General features: G+C 63.9%; 19 protein-coding genes. 14 read left to right on the forward strand and 5 right to left on the reverse strand.

What is annotated here, in order from left to right; all coding sequences use genetic code 11:
- The first annotated feature begins 74 nt into the window (after window positions 1-74).
- The 4 genes from ShzoTeo12_RS01725 to rirA all read left to right on the forward strand — a co-directional run bounded on the left by ShzoTeo12_RS01725 (window position 75) and on the right by rirA (window position 4,521).
- Window positions 75-1,571, forward strand: a complete 1,497-nt coding sequence (locus tag ShzoTeo12_RS01725) for a CoA-acylating methylmalonate-semialdehyde dehydrogenase (protein ID WP_318911027.1) — start codon at window positions 75-77, stop codon at window positions 1,569-1,571.
- Between the two features lie 135 nt (window positions 1,572-1,706).
- Window positions 1,707-2,798, forward strand: a complete 1,092-nt coding sequence (locus tag ShzoTeo12_RS01730; RefSeq protein WP_318911029.1) for a YjgN family protein — start codon at window positions 1,707-1,709, stop codon at window positions 2,796-2,798.
- Window positions 2,788-3,864 carry a M48 family metallopeptidase gene (locus ShzoTeo12_RS01735; RefSeq protein ID WP_318911031.1) on the forward strand — a complete coding sequence of 359 codons (1,077 nt, stop codon included), beginning with the start codon at window positions 2,788-2,790 and terminating at the stop codon, window positions 3,862-3,864. Before ShzoTeo12_RS01730 ends, ShzoTeo12_RS01735 begins: the two co-directional genes overlap by 11 nt.
- Window positions 3,865-4,035: 171 nt before the next feature.
- Window positions 4,036-4,521 carry an iron-responsive transcriptional regulator RirA gene (rirA, locus tag ShzoTeo12_RS01740; protein WP_318911032.1) on the forward strand — a complete coding sequence of 162 codons (486 nt, stop codon included), beginning with the start codon at window positions 4,036-4,038 and terminating at the stop codon, window positions 4,519-4,521.
- A 19-nt stretch (window positions 4,522-4,540) separates the two neighbouring features.
- On the opposite strand, the gene ShzoTeo12_RS01745 is transcribed toward rirA, so the two are convergent.
- Both ShzoTeo12_RS01745 and ShzoTeo12_RS01750 read right to left on the reverse strand, forming a co-directional pair.
- Window positions 4,541-4,948: a response regulator gene (locus ShzoTeo12_RS01745; RefSeq protein WP_318911034.1), complete on the reverse strand. Its 408-nt coding sequence runs from the start codon at window positions 4,946-4,948 to the stop codon at window positions 4,541-4,543.
- Window positions 4,949-5,078: 130 nt separating this feature from the next.
- Window positions 5,079-5,798: a helix-turn-helix transcriptional regulator gene (locus tag ShzoTeo12_RS01750; RefSeq protein WP_318911036.1), complete on the reverse strand. Its 720-nt coding sequence runs from the start codon at window positions 5,796-5,798 to the stop codon at window positions 5,079-5,081.
- 353 nt (window positions 5,799-6,151) lie between these two features.
- On the opposite strand from ShzoTeo12_RS01750, the gene ShzoTeo12_RS01755 reads away from it, so the two are divergent.
- The 7 genes from ShzoTeo12_RS01755 (at window position 6,152) to ShzoTeo12_RS01785 (ending at window position 12,442) form a co-directional block, all read left to right on the forward strand.
- Entirely contained in the window at window positions 6,152-7,747 is a 1,596-nt protein-coding gene (locus tag ShzoTeo12_RS01755; protein ID WP_318911038.1) for an ABC transporter substrate-binding protein, read from the forward strand.
- Window positions 7,748-7,848: 101 nt separating this feature from the next.
- Complete coding sequence (locus tag ShzoTeo12_RS01760) at window positions 7,849-8,853, forward strand: ABC transporter permease subunit (RefSeq protein WP_119257780.1); 1,005 nt, start codon at window positions 7,849-7,851, stop codon at window positions 8,851-8,853.
- A 12-nt stretch (window positions 8,854-8,865) separates the two neighbouring features.
- Complete coding sequence (locus ShzoTeo12_RS01765) at window positions 8,866-9,774, forward strand: ABC transporter permease subunit (RefSeq protein ID WP_119257756.1); 909 nt, start codon at window positions 8,866-8,868, stop codon at window positions 9,772-9,774.
- Window positions 9,774-10,628 (forward strand): ABC transporter ATP-binding protein, encoded by an 855-nt coding sequence (locus ShzoTeo12_RS01770; protein WP_119257757.1) that lies wholly within the window; start codon window positions 9,774-9,776, stop codon window positions 10,626-10,628. Before ShzoTeo12_RS01765 ends, ShzoTeo12_RS01770 begins: the two co-directional genes overlap by 1 nt.
- Window positions 10,625-11,455 (forward strand): dipeptide ABC transporter ATP-binding protein, encoded by an 831-nt coding sequence (locus tag ShzoTeo12_RS01775; protein ID WP_119257758.1) that lies wholly within the window; start codon window positions 10,625-10,627, stop codon window positions 11,453-11,455. Before ShzoTeo12_RS01770 ends, ShzoTeo12_RS01775 begins: the two co-directional genes overlap by 4 nt.
- A gap of 39 nt (window positions 11,456-11,494) precedes the next feature.
- Complete coding sequence (locus ShzoTeo12_RS01780) at window positions 11,495-11,977, forward strand: gluconokinase (protein WP_318912347.1); 483 nt, start codon at window positions 11,495-11,497, stop codon at window positions 11,975-11,977.
- A 120-nt stretch (window positions 11,978-12,097) separates the two neighbouring features.
- On the forward strand, window positions 12,098-12,442 hold the full coding sequence (locus ShzoTeo12_RS01785; protein ID WP_318911042.1) for a RidA family protein: 345 nt from the start codon (window positions 12,098-12,100) through the stop codon (window positions 12,440-12,442).
- 51 nt (window positions 12,443-12,493) lie between these two features.
- Here the strand turns inward: ShzoTeo12_RS01785 and ShzoTeo12_RS01790 are convergent, their stop codons facing one another.
- Window positions 12,494-13,294, reverse strand: coding sequence for a response regulator (locus ShzoTeo12_RS01790; protein WP_119257760.1), 801 nt, complete (start codon window positions 13,292-13,294; stop codon window positions 12,494-12,496).
- 149 nt (window positions 13,295-13,443) lie between these two features.
- Here ShzoTeo12_RS01790 and ShzoTeo12_RS01795 point away from each other — a divergent pair, with 149 nt between their 5' ends.
- Complete coding sequence (locus tag ShzoTeo12_RS01795; RefSeq protein WP_119257761.1) at window positions 13,444-13,635, forward strand: NepR family anti-sigma factor; 192 nt, start codon at window positions 13,444-13,446, stop codon at window positions 13,633-13,635.
- Between the two features lie 78 nt (window positions 13,636-13,713).
- On the opposite strand, the gene ShzoTeo12_RS01800 is transcribed toward ShzoTeo12_RS01795, so the two are convergent.
- Together ShzoTeo12_RS01800 and ShzoTeo12_RS01805 are read right to left on the reverse strand one after the other, a co-directional pair.
- Window positions 13,714-13,974 (reverse strand): YMGG-like glycine zipper-containing protein, encoded by a 261-nt coding sequence (locus ShzoTeo12_RS01800; RefSeq protein WP_119257762.1) that lies wholly within the window; start codon window positions 13,972-13,974, stop codon window positions 13,714-13,716.
- 29 nt (window positions 13,975-14,003) lie between these two features.
- Entirely contained in the window at window positions 14,004-14,159 is a 156-nt protein-coding gene (locus ShzoTeo12_RS01805; protein ID WP_117368338.1) for a DUF3309 family protein, read from the reverse strand.
- A 170-nt stretch (window positions 14,160-14,329) separates the two neighbouring features.
- On the opposite strand from ShzoTeo12_RS01805, the gene ShzoTeo12_RS01810 reads away from it, so the two are divergent.
- Entirely contained in the window at window positions 14,330-14,662 is a 333-nt protein-coding gene (locus ShzoTeo12_RS01810) for a hypothetical protein (RefSeq protein ID WP_318911048.1), read from the forward strand.
- Window positions 14,663-14,726: 64 nt separating this feature from the next.
- On the forward strand, window positions 14,727-14,924 hold the full coding sequence (locus tag ShzoTeo12_RS01815) for a CsbD family protein (protein WP_119257764.1): 198 nt from the start codon (window positions 14,727-14,729) through the stop codon (window positions 14,922-14,924).
- Window positions 14,925-15,054: the final 130 nt, after the last annotated feature.

Raw genomic sequence — 15,054 nt, forward strand, 5'->3', positions numbered from 1 at the left:
GGTTCCTTATCTCAGGCGCTTGAGTTGTGCAAATTGAAGTGCGATCATCTCCTCATAACCACGGAGGACTCCCCATGTACGAGATCGGACACTTCATCAACGGCAAGCACGTCCCGGGCACGAGCGGCCGCACCGCGGACGTCTACAATCCCGCCACGGGCGAGGTTCAGGCCAAGGTCGCGCTGGCGAGCGACGCCGAGCTGCAGGCCGCCGTCGACGCCGCCAAGGCCGCGCAGCCGAAGTGGGCCGCCACCAACCCGCAGCGCCGCGCCCGCGTCTTCATGAAGTTCGTCGACCTGCTCAACCAGAACATGGACGAGCTGGCCGTGATGGTTTCGCGTGAGCACGGCAAGACGGTCGAAGATTCCAAGGGCGACGTCATCCGCGGCCTCGAAGTCTGCGAATTCGTCATCGGCATCCCGCATCTGTCCAAGAGCGAGTTCACCGAAGGCGCCGGCCCCGGCATCGACATGTATTCGATCCGCCAGCCGGTCGGCATCGGCGCGGGCATCACGCCGTTCAACTTCCCGGGCATGATCCCGATGTGGATGTTCGCCCCGGCGATCGCCTGCGGCAACGCCTTCATCCTCAAGCCCTCCGAGCGCGATCCGTCCCTGCCGATCCGCCTTGCCGAACTGATGATCGAGGCCGGCCTGCCGGCGGGCATCCTCAATGTCGTCAACGGTGACAAGGCCGCGGTCGACGGCATCGTCTCCCATCCGGATATCGGCGCCGTCTCCTTTGTCGGCTCCACGCCGATCGCCCGCTACGTCTACGGTGCCGCCACCGCCAACGGCAAGCGCGCCCAGTGCTTCGGCGGCGCGAAGAACCACATGATCATCATGCCCGACGCCGACCTCGACCAGGCCGTCAACGCCCTGATGGGCGCCGGCTACGGCTCGGCCGGCGAGCGCTGCATGGCCGTCTCCGTCGCCGTTCCGGTCGGCGAGGAAACCGCCAACCGCCTGATCGAGAAGCTGACGCCGAAGATCGAGAGCCTGCGCATCGGCCCCTATACCGACGAGAAGGCCGACATGGGCCCGGTCGTCACCAAGGAAGCCCAGGCCCGCATCCGCAGCCTCATCGACAAGGGCCTGGAAGAAGGCGCCAAGCTCGTCGTCGACGGCCGCGATTTCAAGCTGCAGGGCTACGAGAACGGCTATTTCGTCGGCGGCTGCCTCTTCGACAACGTCACGCCGGACATGGAAATCTACAAGACCGAGATCTTCGGCCCGGTCCTCTCCGTCGTGCGCGCCAAGAACTACGAGGAAGCCCTCGACCTGCCGATGAAGCATGAATACGGCAACGGCGTCGCCATCTACACCCGCGACGGCGATGCCGCCCGCGACTTCGCCAGCCGCATCAATATCGGCATGGTCGGCGTCAACGTTCCGATCCCGGTTCCGCTGGCCTACCACTCCTTCGGCGGCTGGAAGGCTTCCGCCTTCGGCGACCTCAACCAGCACGGCACGGACTCCATCAAGTTCTGGACCCGCACCAAGACCGTGACGAGCCGCTGGCCGTCCGGCATCAAGGACGGCGCCGAATTCGTCATGCCGACGATGAAGTGATCCGTAACGATCAGAAACAGGAAAGGGCTCCCGTCGGGAGCCCTTTTTGCATGCGCACATTATTTGTGCCTTGCGAAGAATAGGCTGGTCATTCGGCCCGTTACCTCCTCGGTTCATGCACTGAAGGGGGCAAACATGGCATTGGCAGGATCGCCGCAGGCCGCAGGGCAGGCGGGGGGCTTTCATCGTATTTCCTTTACCGGCAAGGCATCCGAATATTTCGGCATCTGGATCGTCAACGTGCTTTTGACGATCGTCACGCTCGGCATCTATTCCGCCTGGGCCAAGGTCCGGCGCAACCGCTATTTCTACGGCAACACCGTCCTGCTCGGCCGGTCCGTCGAATATCATGCGCGGGGCGTGCAGATCCTCGTCGGCCGGCTCATCGTCCTCGGCGCGTTCGTCGTGCTGAACGTCCTGGCCGCCGTCGTGCCGTTCCTGGTGCTGCTGCCGACCATCGTCGTGCTGGTCGCCTTGCCGTGGCTCGTCGCGAGGGGCCTGCGCTTCGCCGCGCGCGTCACGAGCTACCGCAACGTGCGCTTCGATTTCGTCGGCGGTGCCGGTGGCGCGTTCAAGGCCTTCATCCTCGGCGGCCTGCTTTCCGTCATCACGCTCGGCATCCTCACGCCGCTCGCCAGCCGCTGGGTGTCGCGCTATCTCGGCGCGAACCTGCGCTATGGCGGCAAGTCCTTCGATACCGATCCGCCGCTCGGGCCGCTCTACAAGTCCTGGCTGCTGTCCTTCCTCATCGCGCTGATCGGCCTCGGCATCATCGCGGTCATCGTCGCCGCCAATTTCGCGTTGATCGCCGCGCTGATCGAGACACCCGGTTCGCTGGCGCCCGAGCAGCAGATCCCGCTGATCGTCAGCGCGGTCATCGGCTATATCGTCATCTTCGCCACGATGGGCATCGCCGGGCTCTTCTACCGGGCGGGCGTGCGCAACGTCGCCTGGTCCTCCACGACCTTCGACGGCAGGCACCGGCTGATGAGCGACGTCTCGCGCATCCGCTACACCTGGATCGCCATCTCCAACGTCATCGTGACGATCTTCACCCTCGGCCTGATGCGGCCCTGGGCGGCCGTACGCCTCGCCCGCTATACGTGGGAGCACACCGGCGTTACCTTCTCGGGCGACGTCGGCGAGCTGTTCAGCAGGATCGAGGAACAGGGTTCGGCCGTCGGCGCCGAATTCATGGACTTCGAAGGGTTCGATTTTGGCTTCTGACAATGCCGCCATCGCCGGTGGGGAATGGCACCCCGCCGGCTCCAGCCGATCGGTCGAGGCGCATCTCGTCGAAAAGGGCGGCGAGATCGCCGCCGTGCCGGTCGGGGGCGAAAGGCCGCTGGCCGGCGCCGGTCTTTCCTGGCTGGAGATTTCCAGCCGGGTCGGCTCCATCCCCCGCCGCGTGACCTTCCCGGACGGCTCGATCTTCGAGACCTGGGACAATGAGGGCATCGACCGCTACCTCGCCGCGCGGGGCAGGGGCGGGGCCGGCATGGTGCACTGGCTGGAGCAGTTCCGCCTGCGCCTCATCGTCATCGTGCTGCTCGCCTTCGCGCTCGGCAGCGCCGTCTATCGCTGGGGCGTGCCGGCGCTCGTCGAGGTCGCCGTCGTCACGACGCCGCCCATCGTGCCGCAACTGATGGGCAAGGGCACGCTGGAGGCGCTCGACAAGACGACGTTCTCGCCGACAAAGCTTTCCGAGGAGCGCCGCCGGGAGATCGCCGACGGCTTCGCCCGCATCGCGGCGCAGTCGCCGGCCGGTGCGGGCGCCTACAATCTCAATTTCCGCGACGGCGGTATCATCGGCCCCAACGCCTTCGCCCTGCCGGACGGCACGCTCGTCGTCACCGACCAGCTCGTCGAGATGGCGGGTGGCGATACGGAGATGATCATCGGCGTGCTGGCGCACGAGATCGGCCATGTCGAGTTGAAGCACAGTCTTCGCCAGTTCTACCGGGCCGCCGGCATGACCGGCCTCATCATGCTGATCGCCGGCGACGTCGGCTCGGCGGTCGAGGATGTCCTGGTGCAGGGCGGCGGCCTGCTGGCGCTTTCCTACTCGCGCGCGGCGGAAGCCGAGGCCGACCGGCGCTCGGTCGAGCTGATGGCGAAGGCCGGCTACGACCCGGCGGCCATCGCCCGCTTCTTCACGCTCATCGAGGAAAAGCTCGGCGACAAGTCCGATACCAATATCCTCTCCACCCATCCGGGCACGCCGCAGCGCAGGAAGGATATCCTCGATTATGCCAGGACCGTTACCGGCCAGCCGGCGCCGGAGGGCCGGTAAATGGTTGCATCCGCTTCAACCGGTGCTTAAACCTTACCGCAAGAGTCGCCTTTAACGGGTCGATTCCCGGCTGCCGCATAACATGAATGTGTTTTTCCGCTTTTTGGAATTGTTCTAAACCGCGATCTGTCCTATATGTGATCCACTTCAAAACCGAATTCGGAGTTTCCCATGCGCCTGACGAAGCAAACCAACTATGCCGTGCGCATGTTGATGTACTGCGCGGCGAACGGGGACAAGCTCAGCCGCATCCCGGAAATCGCGAAGGCCTACGGCGTTTCGGAACTCTTCCTGTTCAAGATCCTTCAGCCGCTGACCAGGGCTGGCATCATCGAGACCGTGCGCGGGCGCAATGGCGGCGTGCGTCTGCCCAAGCCGGCGAGCGAGATCACGCTGTTCGACGTGGTGCGCGTGACGGAGGATTCCTTCGCCATGGCCGAATGTTTCGAGGCGGGCGAGATCGAATGCCCGCTCGTCGACAGCTGTGGCCTCAACGCGGCGCTGCGCAAGGCGCTGAACGCCTTCTTCGAAGTGCTGCAGCAGTACACGATCGACGATCTCGTCAAGGCGCGCCCGCAGATCGGCATGCTGCTCGGCCTCGATCACACCCGCGCCGCCCAGGCTCAGGCTCAGGCCCAGCAGCAGCCGGCGGCCTGATGCGCGCCGCGCCGGATCGTCAGATTCCGGCGCCCGCTTCGTTCCTCACATATTCCCTGAGAATGAATTCGATGGCCGTCGGATCGAGCTCGGCCTTGTCTATGCGGAAGTCGACGCCGTAATCGTCGATCTTCTGGAAATAGGCATCGCTGATCGACGAGGAAATGACGCCGACCGGGCCGATATAGCCGGCATGGCGCAGCCCCGGCACGGTCTCGCGGAAGTCCGCCTGCGGCTGCAGCCGGTTGTCCATCAGGATCATGTCGAGCGTCACCCCGGACGAGCGGATGAAATCGAGCGCCGCTTCCACCGTCTCTACATAATGCAGGGCGATGGCATAGCTCGCCACCTTGCGCATCAGCGCGCTGAGAATGACATTTTCCGCAGGATCGTCATCAACGAGCAGAATATGTACTTGTTCTGTCATGGCGGTGGGTGACCCGATTGGCATTATGGGCGCCGGCCTCGAAGAAAGCCGTAGCTACTCTTGTTCAGGCCGCGAATATTAACAAGTCCCTAACTCTGCTATACCGGACGCCCGGCTCCGTTTTCCCGCTTTACTGGATGATCTGCTCGCGGATCGCCTTGGCGACCATCTGGGTGCGGTTGACGACGTCGAGCTTCTTCAGGATCGTCGCCGTGTGCGAGTTCACGGTATGCTCCGAGACGGAGACGATGAGGGCGATCTCGCTTGCCGTCTTGCCGTAGGAGATCCAGCGCAGGATTTCCGTCTCGCGTGGCGTCAGCCCCATGCCGGCCTTGTTGGCGAGCACCTGCCTGTAGAAATAGTCGAAGGTGCAGTTCGCCTCGTAGCAGATCTCGAAATGCTCGCGCCGGCCGATATCTTCGCCGTCGCCGAGGAAGAGGACGACATAGCGCGTACCCGCGACGGAATGCACGGGGACCGCGAGCGCCATGTCGAAGCCGATCTGGTCGAGGAAATCGGCGCCTTCGGCGGAGCCGTTCTGCGCCGCGTCCGAGGCGCGCCACACCGTCGGGATCGTCGACTTGTAGAAGCTCTTGAAGAGGGCGGAATCGTTGAGGCGGTGACGCTTGTCATAGGCGTCGGCAAGGCCGGCGGGCAGGTCGTGCAGCACCAGCCGGCCGGCGAGCAGGCTGGTCTCGTGCTCGTTGGCGAGCTGCAGGACGCCGAAATGCTCGAAGCCGTGGCGCAGGGCCATCGTATGGAAGATACGAAAGAAATCGACGCGATTGAGAGCCTTCTCCAGATCGCCTTCGAAATCGTATCGCCTGTAGTGTCTGTTCAATACGGCCACGCGGCCTCCACCCCCGGATTCCACGCGATGCAATCTAGCGCCGCAATCTCTGGCGGCAAAGGCTTTTGCCGGACAATTTAGCGCAGGTCTCTCATTTTCTGCCCGTCACGCGCGGCAAGCCGATGACGGAAAAGGGAAAAACGGCGTCGGCGCTACGGGCGAAAATCCCGGTTTTGCAGGCATTTCGAATGCTGTGGAGAATAATCTTCCAGGGATTTTTCCGTTTGGACAAAATTGTCCGCCGACTTATTGCAATCCTGCGGCAAATGTCGTTCCATCCGCGCAAGGCCGGGGCTGGACCTGCACCCGCGTCCGCACACAACGAACAAAAAAGCAAACCTGGGAAGCTCACTATGAAAAAGCTGACTACTCTCCTCGCAGCGACGGCGCTTGCCTCGATGATGGCAGGCGCTGCCTGGTCGAAGACGCTGGTCTATTGCTCGGAAGCCTCGCCCGAAGGGTTCGACCCCGGTCTCTATACCGGCGGCCAGACCTTCGACGCCACGTCGCGCACCGCCTATAACCGCCTCGTCGAGTTCAAGCACGGCAGCACGGAGCTGGAACCGGGCCTCGCCGAGAGCTGGGAAGTGTCGGCCGACGGCAAGGAATACACCTTCAAGCTGCGCAAGGGCGTGAAGTTCCAGACGACCGAATACTTCACCCCGACCCGCGAACTGAACGCCGACGACGTCATCTTCTCGTTCGAGCGCCAGTACAAGGAAGACAATCCGTGGAACAAGTATGTCGCGGGCGCTTCCTGGGAATATTTCGCGGGCATGGGCTTCCCGGATCTCATCGAAAAGATCGAGAAGGTCGACGACCTGACGGTCAAGTTCGTGCTGAAGCGTCCGGAAGCGCCGTTCATCGCCAATCTCGGCATGGACTTCGCCTCGATCCTCTCCAAGGAATATGCCGACAAGCTGCAGGCTGACGGCAAGATGGAATTGCTGAACCAGCAGCCGCTCGGCACCGGCCCGTTCACCTTCGTCGCCTACCAGACGGATGCGGCGATCCGCTACAAGGCCAACCCCGACTACTGGAACGGCAAGCAGCCGGTCGACGATCTCGTCTTCGCCATCACCACGGACGCCGCCGTCCGCGCGCAGAAGCTGAAGGCCGGCGAGTGCCACATCATGGCCTATCCGAACGCCGCCGACGTTGCCGAGCTGAAGAAGGACGAGAACCTCCAGGTTCTGGAGCAGGAAGGCCTGAACGTCGCCTACCTCGCCTACAACACGCTGGTTCCGCCGTTCGACAAGGTCGAGGTCCGCAAGGCCCTCAACATGGCCGTCAACAAGCAGGCCATCGTCGACGCGGTCTTCCAAGGCGCGGCAACGGTCGCCAAGAACCCGATCCCGCCGACCATGTGGTCGTATAACGACGCCGTCCAGGACGACAAGTACGATCCGGACGCGGCCAAGAAGATGCTCGAGGAAGCCGGCGTCAAGGATCTCAAGATGAAGATCTGGGCCATGCCCGTCGCGCGTCCCTACATGCTGAACGCCCGCCGTGCGGCCGAGCTGATGCAGGCCGACCTCGCCAAGATCGGCGTCACGGCCGAGATCGTTTCCTATGAATGGGCCGAATATCTCAAGCTCTCCTCCGCCAAGGACCGCGACGGTGCGGCCATCATGGGCTGGACCGGCGACAACGGCGACCCGGACAACTTCCTTGACACCCTGCTCGGCTGCGACGCCGTCGGCGGCAACAACCGCGCGCAGTGGTGCAACAAGGAATTCGACGACCTGATGACGAAGGCGAAGGAAACCTCCGACATCGCCCAGCGCACCAAGTTCTATGAAGAGGCCCAGGTCATCTTCAAGCGCGAAGCGCCGTGGAACACCATCGACCATTCGCTGGTCGTCGTCCCGATGAGCAAGAAGGTCTCGGGCTTCAAGATGGACCCGCTGGGGATTCACCGCTTTGACGGTGTAGACATCGCCGAGTAATATCGGGCAAAAGAAAGGCACGCCGCAAAGAGCGTGCAATGGCCGGCGGTCCGAAGGCATTCGGGCCGCCGGTTTTTCAAAAGAAGAAGGGATTGGCTCCCATGTTGCGCTTTATCTTCGGACGGCTCGCCGTCCTGATACCCACGTTCATCGGGGTATCGATCATCGCGTTCGCCTTCATTCGACTTCTGCCGGGCGATCCGGTCATGCTGATGTCGGGCGAACGCGTCATGTCGCCGGAACACCATGCCGAGCTGATGCACCAGCTCGGCCTCGACCGGCCGATGTACATCCAGTATTTCGACTATCTGACGGGCCTGCTCTCGGGCGACTTCGGCTCGTCGATCGTCACCAAGCGGCCGGTGCTTGAGGACTTCATGAACCTCTTCCCCGCCACGCTGGAGCTTTCGCTCTGCGCCATCATCGTCGCCGTCGTGCTCGGCATTCCGGCCGGCGTGCTTGCCGCGGTCAAGCGCGGCACCTGGCTCGACCAGTCGATCATGGGCGTCGCCCTCGTCGGCTATTCGATGCCGATCTTCTGGTGGGGGCTGCTGCTCATCATCTTCTTCTCCGGCTATCTCGGCTGGACGCCGGTCTCGGGACGCATCTCGCTGATGTATTTCTTCCCGCAGGTCACCGGCTTCATGCTGATCGACAGCCTGATCTCGGGGCAGGCGGGGGCGTTCAAGTCGGCGCTGACCTACCTGATCCTGCCGACCGTGGTGCTGTCGACGATCCCGCTTGCGGTCATCGCGCGCCAGACCCGCTCGGCCATGCTCGAAGTGCTCGGCGACGACTATGTCCGCACCGCCCGCGCCAAGGGTCTTTCGCCCTTCCGCGTCATCGGCATCCACGCGCTGCGCAATGCCATGATTCCCGTCATCACCACGATCGGCCTGCAGGTCGGCGTGCTGCTTGCGGGCGCCATCCTGACCGAGACGATCTTCTCCTGGCCGGGCATCGGCAAGTGGATGGTCGACAGCGTCTTCAAGCGCGACTATGCCGTGGTGCAGGGCGGGCTGATGCTGATCGCCGCCGTCATCATGATCGTCAACCTCGTGGTCGACCTGCTTTACGGCTGGGTCAATCCGCGCATCCGGCACTAGGAGGGCGATCCCATGAGCTCAGTACAGACAACGTCCGAGGCCAAGACGGGCGGCACGCCGCCGTCGGGCCTTTCCGAATTCTGGTTCTATTTCTCGCGCAACAAGGGCGCGGTCATCGGCCTCTTCATCTTCCTGGTGATCCTGTTCGTCGCCGTTTTCGCGCCCTTCGTCGCGCCGCACAATCCGAGCATCCAGAACCGTGAACTCCTTCTCCTGCCGCCGGTCTTCCAGCAGGGCGGGACCTGGGGGCACATCCTCGGCACCGACGCCGTCGGCCGGGACATCCTCTCGCGCCTCATCTACGGCGCGCGCTTCTCGCTCTTCATCGGTCTCGTCGTCGTGACGCTGTCGGTGGTCTCGGGCGTGCTGATCGGTCTGGTCGCGGGCTATTTCCGCGGCAAGGTCGATACCTTCATCATGCGCATCATGGATATCATCCTGGCCTTCCCCTCGCTGCTGCTCGCCCTCGTGCTGGTGGCGGTTCTCGGTCCGGGCCTGCTCAACGCCATGATCGCCATCTCGCTCGTCAACCAGCCGCATTTCGTGCGCCTGACGCGCGCGGCGGTCATGACGGAGAAGTCCAAGGATTACGTCGTCGGCTCGCAGGTCGCGGGCGCCGGCACGCTGCGCCTGATGTTCCTGACGATCCTGCCGAACTGCCTTGCGCCGCTCATCGTCCAGGCGACGCTCGCCTTCTCGGCGGCGATCCTTGACGCGGCGGCCCTCGGCTTCCTCGGCATGGGCGCCCAGCCGCCGACGCCGGAATGGGGTACGATGCTCGCCGAAGCGCGCGAATTCATCCAGCGCGCCTGGTGGGTCGTCACCTTCCCCGGCCTTGCCATCCTCGTCACCGTGCTCGCCATCAACCTCATGGGTGACGGCCTGCGCGACGCCCTCGATCCCAAGCTGAAGAGGTCGTGATGTCGCTTCTCGAAATCAAGAACCTCACCGTCGAGTTCCAGACGGCATCCGGTCCCTTCCGCGCCGTGGACGGCGTTTCGCTCAAGGTCGACGAGGGCGAAGTGCTCGCCATCGTCGGCGAATCCGGCTCGGGCAAGTCCGTCTCCATGCTCGCCGCCATGGGCCTCCTGCCCTGGACGGCGAAGGTGACGGCGGACGTCCTCACCTTCAACGGCCGCGACATGAAGGCCATGTCGGATGCCGAGCGGCGCAGGATCATCGGCAAGGATATCGCCATGATCTTCCAGGAGCCGATCGCCAGCCTCAATCCGTGCTTCACGGTCGGCTACCAGATCGAGGAAGTGCTGCGCATCCACACGGATCTCAATCGCAAGGCGCGCCGCGACCGGGCGATCGAGCTGTTCCAGCTCGTCGGCATCCCGAACCCGGAAGAGCGCCTTGGCCATTATCCGCACCAGATGTCGGGCGGCCAGTGCCAGCGCGTGATGATCGCGACCGCGCTTGCCTGCAATCCGAAGCTTCTGATCGCCGACGAGCCGACCACCGCGCTCGACGTGACGATCCAGAAGCAGATCCTCGACCTCCTGATGAAGCTGCAGGCCGAACACGGCATGGGCCTCATCATCATCACCCATGACATGGGCGTCGTCGCCGAAACCGCCGACCGCGTCATCGTGCAGTACAAGGGTCGCCAGATCGAGGAGGCCGACGTGCTCTCGCTCTTCTCGGCCCCGAAAAGCGTCTACACCAAGGCTCTTCTCGCGGCCCTGCCGGAGAACGCCACGGGTGGCCGCCTGCCGACGATCACGGAAAAGCTGACCGACGCCGAGATTTTCGCAGGAGCCGTCCGATGACCCCGGTTCTCGAAGCGCGCGACCTCAAGCGCGACTATCACATCCCCGGCAGCTTCATGAAGCCGTCCAAGACCGTTCACGCCGTCAAGGGCGTGAGCTTCAAGGTCGAGGAGGGCAAGACGCTTGCCATCGTCGGCGAAAGCGGCTGCGGCAAGTCCACCCTTGCCCGCATGGTCACGATGATCGATCCGATCACCGCGGGCGAAATGCTGATCGACGGCCGCAAGGTCGACATCGCCAGCGAGCCGCTGACGCCGGAAATGCGCAGCAAGGTGCAGATCGTCTTCCAGAACCCCTATGGCTCGCTGAACCCGCGCAAGAAGATCGGCGACATCCTGACGGAGCCGCTGGTCATCAACACCAAGGTTCCGGCGGACGAGCGGCGCGACCGCGCCATGGCCATGCTGAAGAAGGTGGGGCTGGAGGAGAAGCATTACGGGCGCTACCCGCACATGTTCTCCGGCGGCCAGCGTCAGCGCGTGGCGATCGCCCGCGCGCTGATGCTCAATCCGCGCCTCCTCGTGCTCGACGAGCCGGTCTCGGCGCTCGACCTCTCGGTGCAGGCCCAGGTGCTCAACCTGCTCGCCGACCTTCAGGACGAGTTCCACCTGACCTATGTCTTCATCAGCCACGACCTTTCGGTCGTGCGCCACATCGCGGACGACGTGATGGTGATGTATTTCGGCGAGGCGGTGGAATATGGCAGCCGTGACCAGGTCTTCGACGACCCGCAGCACAGCTATACCAAGACGCTCTTCGCCGCGACGCCGCGTGTCGATATCGACGCCATCCGCGCCCGCGTCGAGCGACGAAAGCGCGTCGCCTGAGGCGAGCGGCGCGTGACCGACGCCCGCGCCATCGTCGTCATGGGCGTTTCCGGTTGCGGCAAGACCTCGGTCGCCGAGGGTCTTGCCGCAAGCCTCGGCGCCGCCTTCATCGAGGGCGACAGCCTGCATCCCGCCGCCAATGTCGAGAAGATGTCCCGCGGTATTCCCCTGACGGACGAGGACCGCTGGCCCTGGCTCGACATGATCGGCCGGGCGTTGGCCGATGCGCGCGCCGCGGGCAACGGCGTCGTTGTCTCCTGCTCCGCTCTCAGGAAGGTCTACCGCGAGCGCCTGCGCAGTGCCGCCGGCGGCACGCTTTCCTTCGTCTTCCTCAAGGGCAGCCGCGACCTTCTGATGACGCGCATGGCCGCGCGGGAAGGGCACTTCATGCCCGTCAGCCTGCTCGACAGCCAGCTCGCCACGCTGGAGGACCCGTCCGGCGAACCGGGCGTCGTGACGGTCGATATCGATGCGCCCGTCGAGGCCATCGTCGCCGCCGCCCTCCGGGGATTGGCGTCCTGAGGGAGAATTTGCAGGGCCGCCTCTGGCGCCCCGCCAGCCGTCCGCCTATAGACGGCGGGCCTGCCGGCCATCGCGTGGCGGCGGGTTTCCGATATTTCCGCGACCTGACAGGAACGAGACATGGATATCAAACGCTTTGAAACCGGCCCGCGCATGAGCCAGGCCGTCGTGCACAATGGCACCGTCTATCTGGCCGGTCAGGTCGGTGAGGCGGGTTCGGACGTCACCGAGCAGACGAAGCAGGCGCTGGCCGAGGTCGACCGCCTTCTGGCGCTCTCCGGCACGGACAAGACGCGCATCCTCTCCGCCCAGATCTGGCTTGCCGACATGGCCGATTTTCCCAAGATGAACGCCGTCTGGGATACCTGGGCGCCGCAGGGCCACACGCCCGCTCGCGCCACCGGCGAATCCAAGCTCGCGACGCCGGATTACCTCGTCGAGGTCATCGTCGTCGCCGCGCTCTGACAAGCACGGCAGACCGGAATGAAAAGGCCCGCTTGCGCGGGCCTTTTTGCGTCATGCGGATTTGGCGAGCCGCGCCTGCTCGTCGAAGAACAGCGCCTGGCTGATCAGCGCCTTCACCATGTCCGGGTTGAACGGCTTGGTGACGAGGAAGGCCGGTTCCGGCTTCTCGCCGGTCAGGAGCCGTTCCGGGAAGGCGGTGATGAAGATCACCGGGATCGTGCTGTTCTTCAGGATGTCGTTGACGGCGTCGATGCCCGAGCTGCCGTCGGCGAGCTGGATATCCGCCAGCACCATGCGCGGCGAGGTGCGGTGATAGAGCTCGACGGCCTCCGAATGGGTGCGCGCGATGCCGGTCACCCGATGGCCGAGGCCCTTCACCATGTCCTCGATATCCATGGCGATGAGGGGTTCGTCCTCGATGATCATGATATCGGTCGCCACCTGACGCGAGATGTCGCGCGAGGCCTCGTCCAGCAATGCGCTGAAGCGGTCCTCCGGCACATCCATGATGTCGGCGCCCTCGGCAATGTCGAAGCCCTCGACGGCGACGAGCAGGAAGGCCTTGCGCTCCGCCGGCGGCAGGTTGGAAAGGTTCGCTGCCGCCTGCCGTTCCCAGCCGAAGGGCGAGGTGTTTTCCGGCAGGGTGATGTCGAGATTGTCGAAGAGCGTGCAGTAGAGCCGGTAGAGCGCGATGCGGTCGCTGCGCCCTTCCGGATAGAGCGAGATGTCGCTGACGAGTGCTTCGAGCATGGCGGCGACATAGGCGTCGCCGGATGTCTGCGAACCCGTCACGGCACGGGAAAACCGCCTCAGATAGGCGAGATGCGGTGCGATACGGGTGGAAAGTGACATTTCGTTCTCCCTGGCTATGTTCCGTATCGGAACCGTTTCCGCTAGAGTTCACCTTGCGGAAACCTATTGGTAGCATGCTAAGTCTGACTTGCTATTGGGAATATTGGGCAAAAGGAAGATAGCGGGCGGCAAGCGATGGAAACAAGACCATGATAGAGCCCGGTAAAGACAAGAGACGCGGCGCCGCCTCCGCGAGGGCTGCGTTCGATCCCAATGGCCCCGTCGGCCGCAAGCTGAAATCCTTCTACGACGTCATCGAGACCGAGCCCGTGCCCGATCGCCTGCTCGACCTTCTGGAAAAGCTCGACGATGCCGAGCGCAGAGCCAAGGGCGGTTCCTGACGTCATTCGTTTTCCCTGTTCAAGACATCAAGAAACGGGCCCCGGGGGCCCGTTTCGCGTTTCTGCTCGTGGTGCCGTTTAGCGGCAGCGGGCTTCGTAGCGGTGACCGTGGCGGTCACGATAGATGCAGTAGCCGCGCCGGTCCGAACGAGCGATGAGGTAACCCGCGGTGCCGCCGACGGCCGCACCGACAAGGGCGCCGCCCGCGCGGCCGGTCACCGCCCCGCCGATGATGGCGCCCGATGCCGCGCCGATGGCGGTGCCGCGTTCGGTCTGGGAGCAGGCGGAGAGTGCCACGGTGGAGGCGACGAGGCAAAGCGCGATGATGGTTTTCTTCATGGTTCCGGTTCCTGGCTGGTTGGTCGGGATCAGATGCGTCCCATGAGGACGAGGATGAGAAGGATGACGACGATGAGACCGAGACCGCCCGACGGGCCGTAACCCCACCCGCGGCTGTATCCCCAGTTCGGCAGCGCGCCGATCAGGAGGAGGATGAGGATGATAAGAAGAATGGTGCCGAGCATCTGCGCTTCCTTTCTCGTCCGGTTCGCCATTGAGCGATGCGCCGACAACGTGCCTGCCGAAACTTTGTTCCCGAAATCGTGACAGGGCGTGATCGGAACTTTCCCGTGCATCGTCCCGTTGTCCGGCCAGTTCTATGGGGAGCCCGATCCGACAGGAGATGGAGAGTGACATGGAGCACATCGCCGCAATCATGCTTCTGGTCGGCTGCGCGCCTGGCAGCCTTTCCTGCGAGGAGCTGCAGGCGCCGCAGGTAGCGTTCGAGACGATGGAAGACTGTGTCGGCGCCCTGCCGTCCGCCCTTGGCGACGCTGGTATTGGAAGACGCGTCGTGCATGGCCGTTGCGCGCCCTTCGATCCCGCCTGGGAGGAAGAGAATGTCGAGATCGGCTGGCGCATGACCCCGCAGAACCGTCTGGAGGTCCATGTGCGCAAGGTGGCCCCGCCGGCGGACGGCATCGTCGTCGCCGAGAACGCCGGCTCGGTCGATATCGGCCTGCATTGAGGAACTTTTCCGGCTCCCGCCGCTTCCCCGTCAATCGATTGCATTCAACCGAAAGGACAGCGAGATGAACTGGGATATCATCGAAGGCAAGTGGAACGAATACAAGGGCAAGGCGCAGGCGCAGTGGGGCAAGCTCACGGATGACGACCTCGACGTCATCAAGGGTCGCCGCGTCGAGTTGTCCGGCAAGATCCAGCAGCGCTACGGCCTTGCCAAGGACGAAGCGGAGCGGCAGATCGACGACTGGGCGCGCCGCCACTAGCGCAATTCCGGCAAAAGCACGCAGCGGGTTGCGTCCGGAGTTGCGTGAAACGAGATACTCTGCCGGTCGCAGCCCTCTCGATCACCGCTCATGCCGCCGCAGCCGAAAGGCCGCGGCGGCATCGTTTTGC

Source organism: Shinella zoogloeoides, from assembly GCF_033705735.1.
In the GTDB taxonomy this organism is placed as follows: Bacteria; Pseudomonadota; Alphaproteobacteria; order Rhizobiales; family Rhizobiaceae; genus Shinella; species Shinella zoogloeoides_A.

Coding starts and splice junctions, on each gene's coding strand:
- ShzoTeo12_RS01775 (WP_119257758.1), top strand. CDS start 10,625: ATGACCCCGGTTCTCGAAGCGCGCGACCTCAAGCGCGACTATCACATC.
- ShzoTeo12_RS01805 (WP_117368338.1), bottom strand. CDS start 14,159: ATGCTCGGCACCATTCTTCTTATCATCCTCATCCTCCTCCTGATCGGC.
- ShzoTeo12_RS01800 (WP_119257762.1), bottom strand. CDS start 13,974: ATGAAGAAAACCATCATCGCGCTTTGCCTCGTCGCCTCCACCGTGGCA.
- ShzoTeo12_RS01790 (WP_119257760.1), bottom strand. CDS start 13,294: ATGTCACTTTCCACCCGTATCGCACCGCATCTCGCCTATCTGAGGCGG.
- ShzoTeo12_RS01780 (WP_318912347.1), top strand. CDS start 11,495: ATGGGCGTTTCCGGTTGCGGCAAGACCTCGGTCGCCGAGGGTCTTGCC.
- ShzoTeo12_RS01810 (WP_318911048.1), top strand. CDS start 14,330: ATGGAGCACATCGCCGCAATCATGCTTCTGGTCGGCTGCGCGCCTGGC.
- ShzoTeo12_RS01755 (WP_318911038.1), top strand. CDS start 6,152: ATGAAAAAGCTGACTACTCTCCTCGCAGCGACGGCGCTTGCCTCGATG.
- ShzoTeo12_RS01760 (WP_119257780.1), top strand. CDS start 7,849: ATGTTGCGCTTTATCTTCGGACGGCTCGCCGTCCTGATACCCACGTTC.
- ShzoTeo12_RS01770 (WP_119257757.1), top strand. CDS start 9,774: ATGTCGCTTCTCGAAATCAAGAACCTCACCGTCGAGTTCCAGACGGCA.
- ShzoTeo12_RS01725 (WP_318911027.1), top strand. CDS start 75: ATGTACGAGATCGGACACTTCATCAACGGCAAGCACGTCCCGGGCACG.
- ShzoTeo12_RS01765 (WP_119257756.1), top strand. CDS start 8,866: ATGAGCTCAGTACAGACAACGTCCGAGGCCAAGACGGGCGGCACGCCG.
- rirA (WP_318911032.1), top strand. CDS start 4,036: ATGCGCCTGACGAAGCAAACCAACTATGCCGTGCGCATGTTGATGTAC.
- ShzoTeo12_RS01815 (WP_119257764.1), top strand. CDS start 14,727: ATGAACTGGGATATCATCGAAGGCAAGTGGAACGAATACAAGGGCAAG.
- ShzoTeo12_RS01745 (WP_318911034.1), bottom strand. CDS start 4,948: ATGACAGAACAAGTACATATTCTGCTCGTTGATGACGATCCTGCGGAA.
- ShzoTeo12_RS01730 (WP_318911029.1), top strand. CDS start 1,707: ATGGCATTGGCAGGATCGCCGCAGGCCGCAGGGCAGGCGGGGGGCTTT.
- ShzoTeo12_RS01795 (WP_119257761.1), top strand. CDS start 13,444: ATGATAGAGCCCGGTAAAGACAAGAGACGCGGCGCCGCCTCCGCGAGG.
- ShzoTeo12_RS01785 (WP_318911042.1), top strand. CDS start 12,098: ATGGATATCAAACGCTTTGAAACCGGCCCGCGCATGAGCCAGGCCGTC.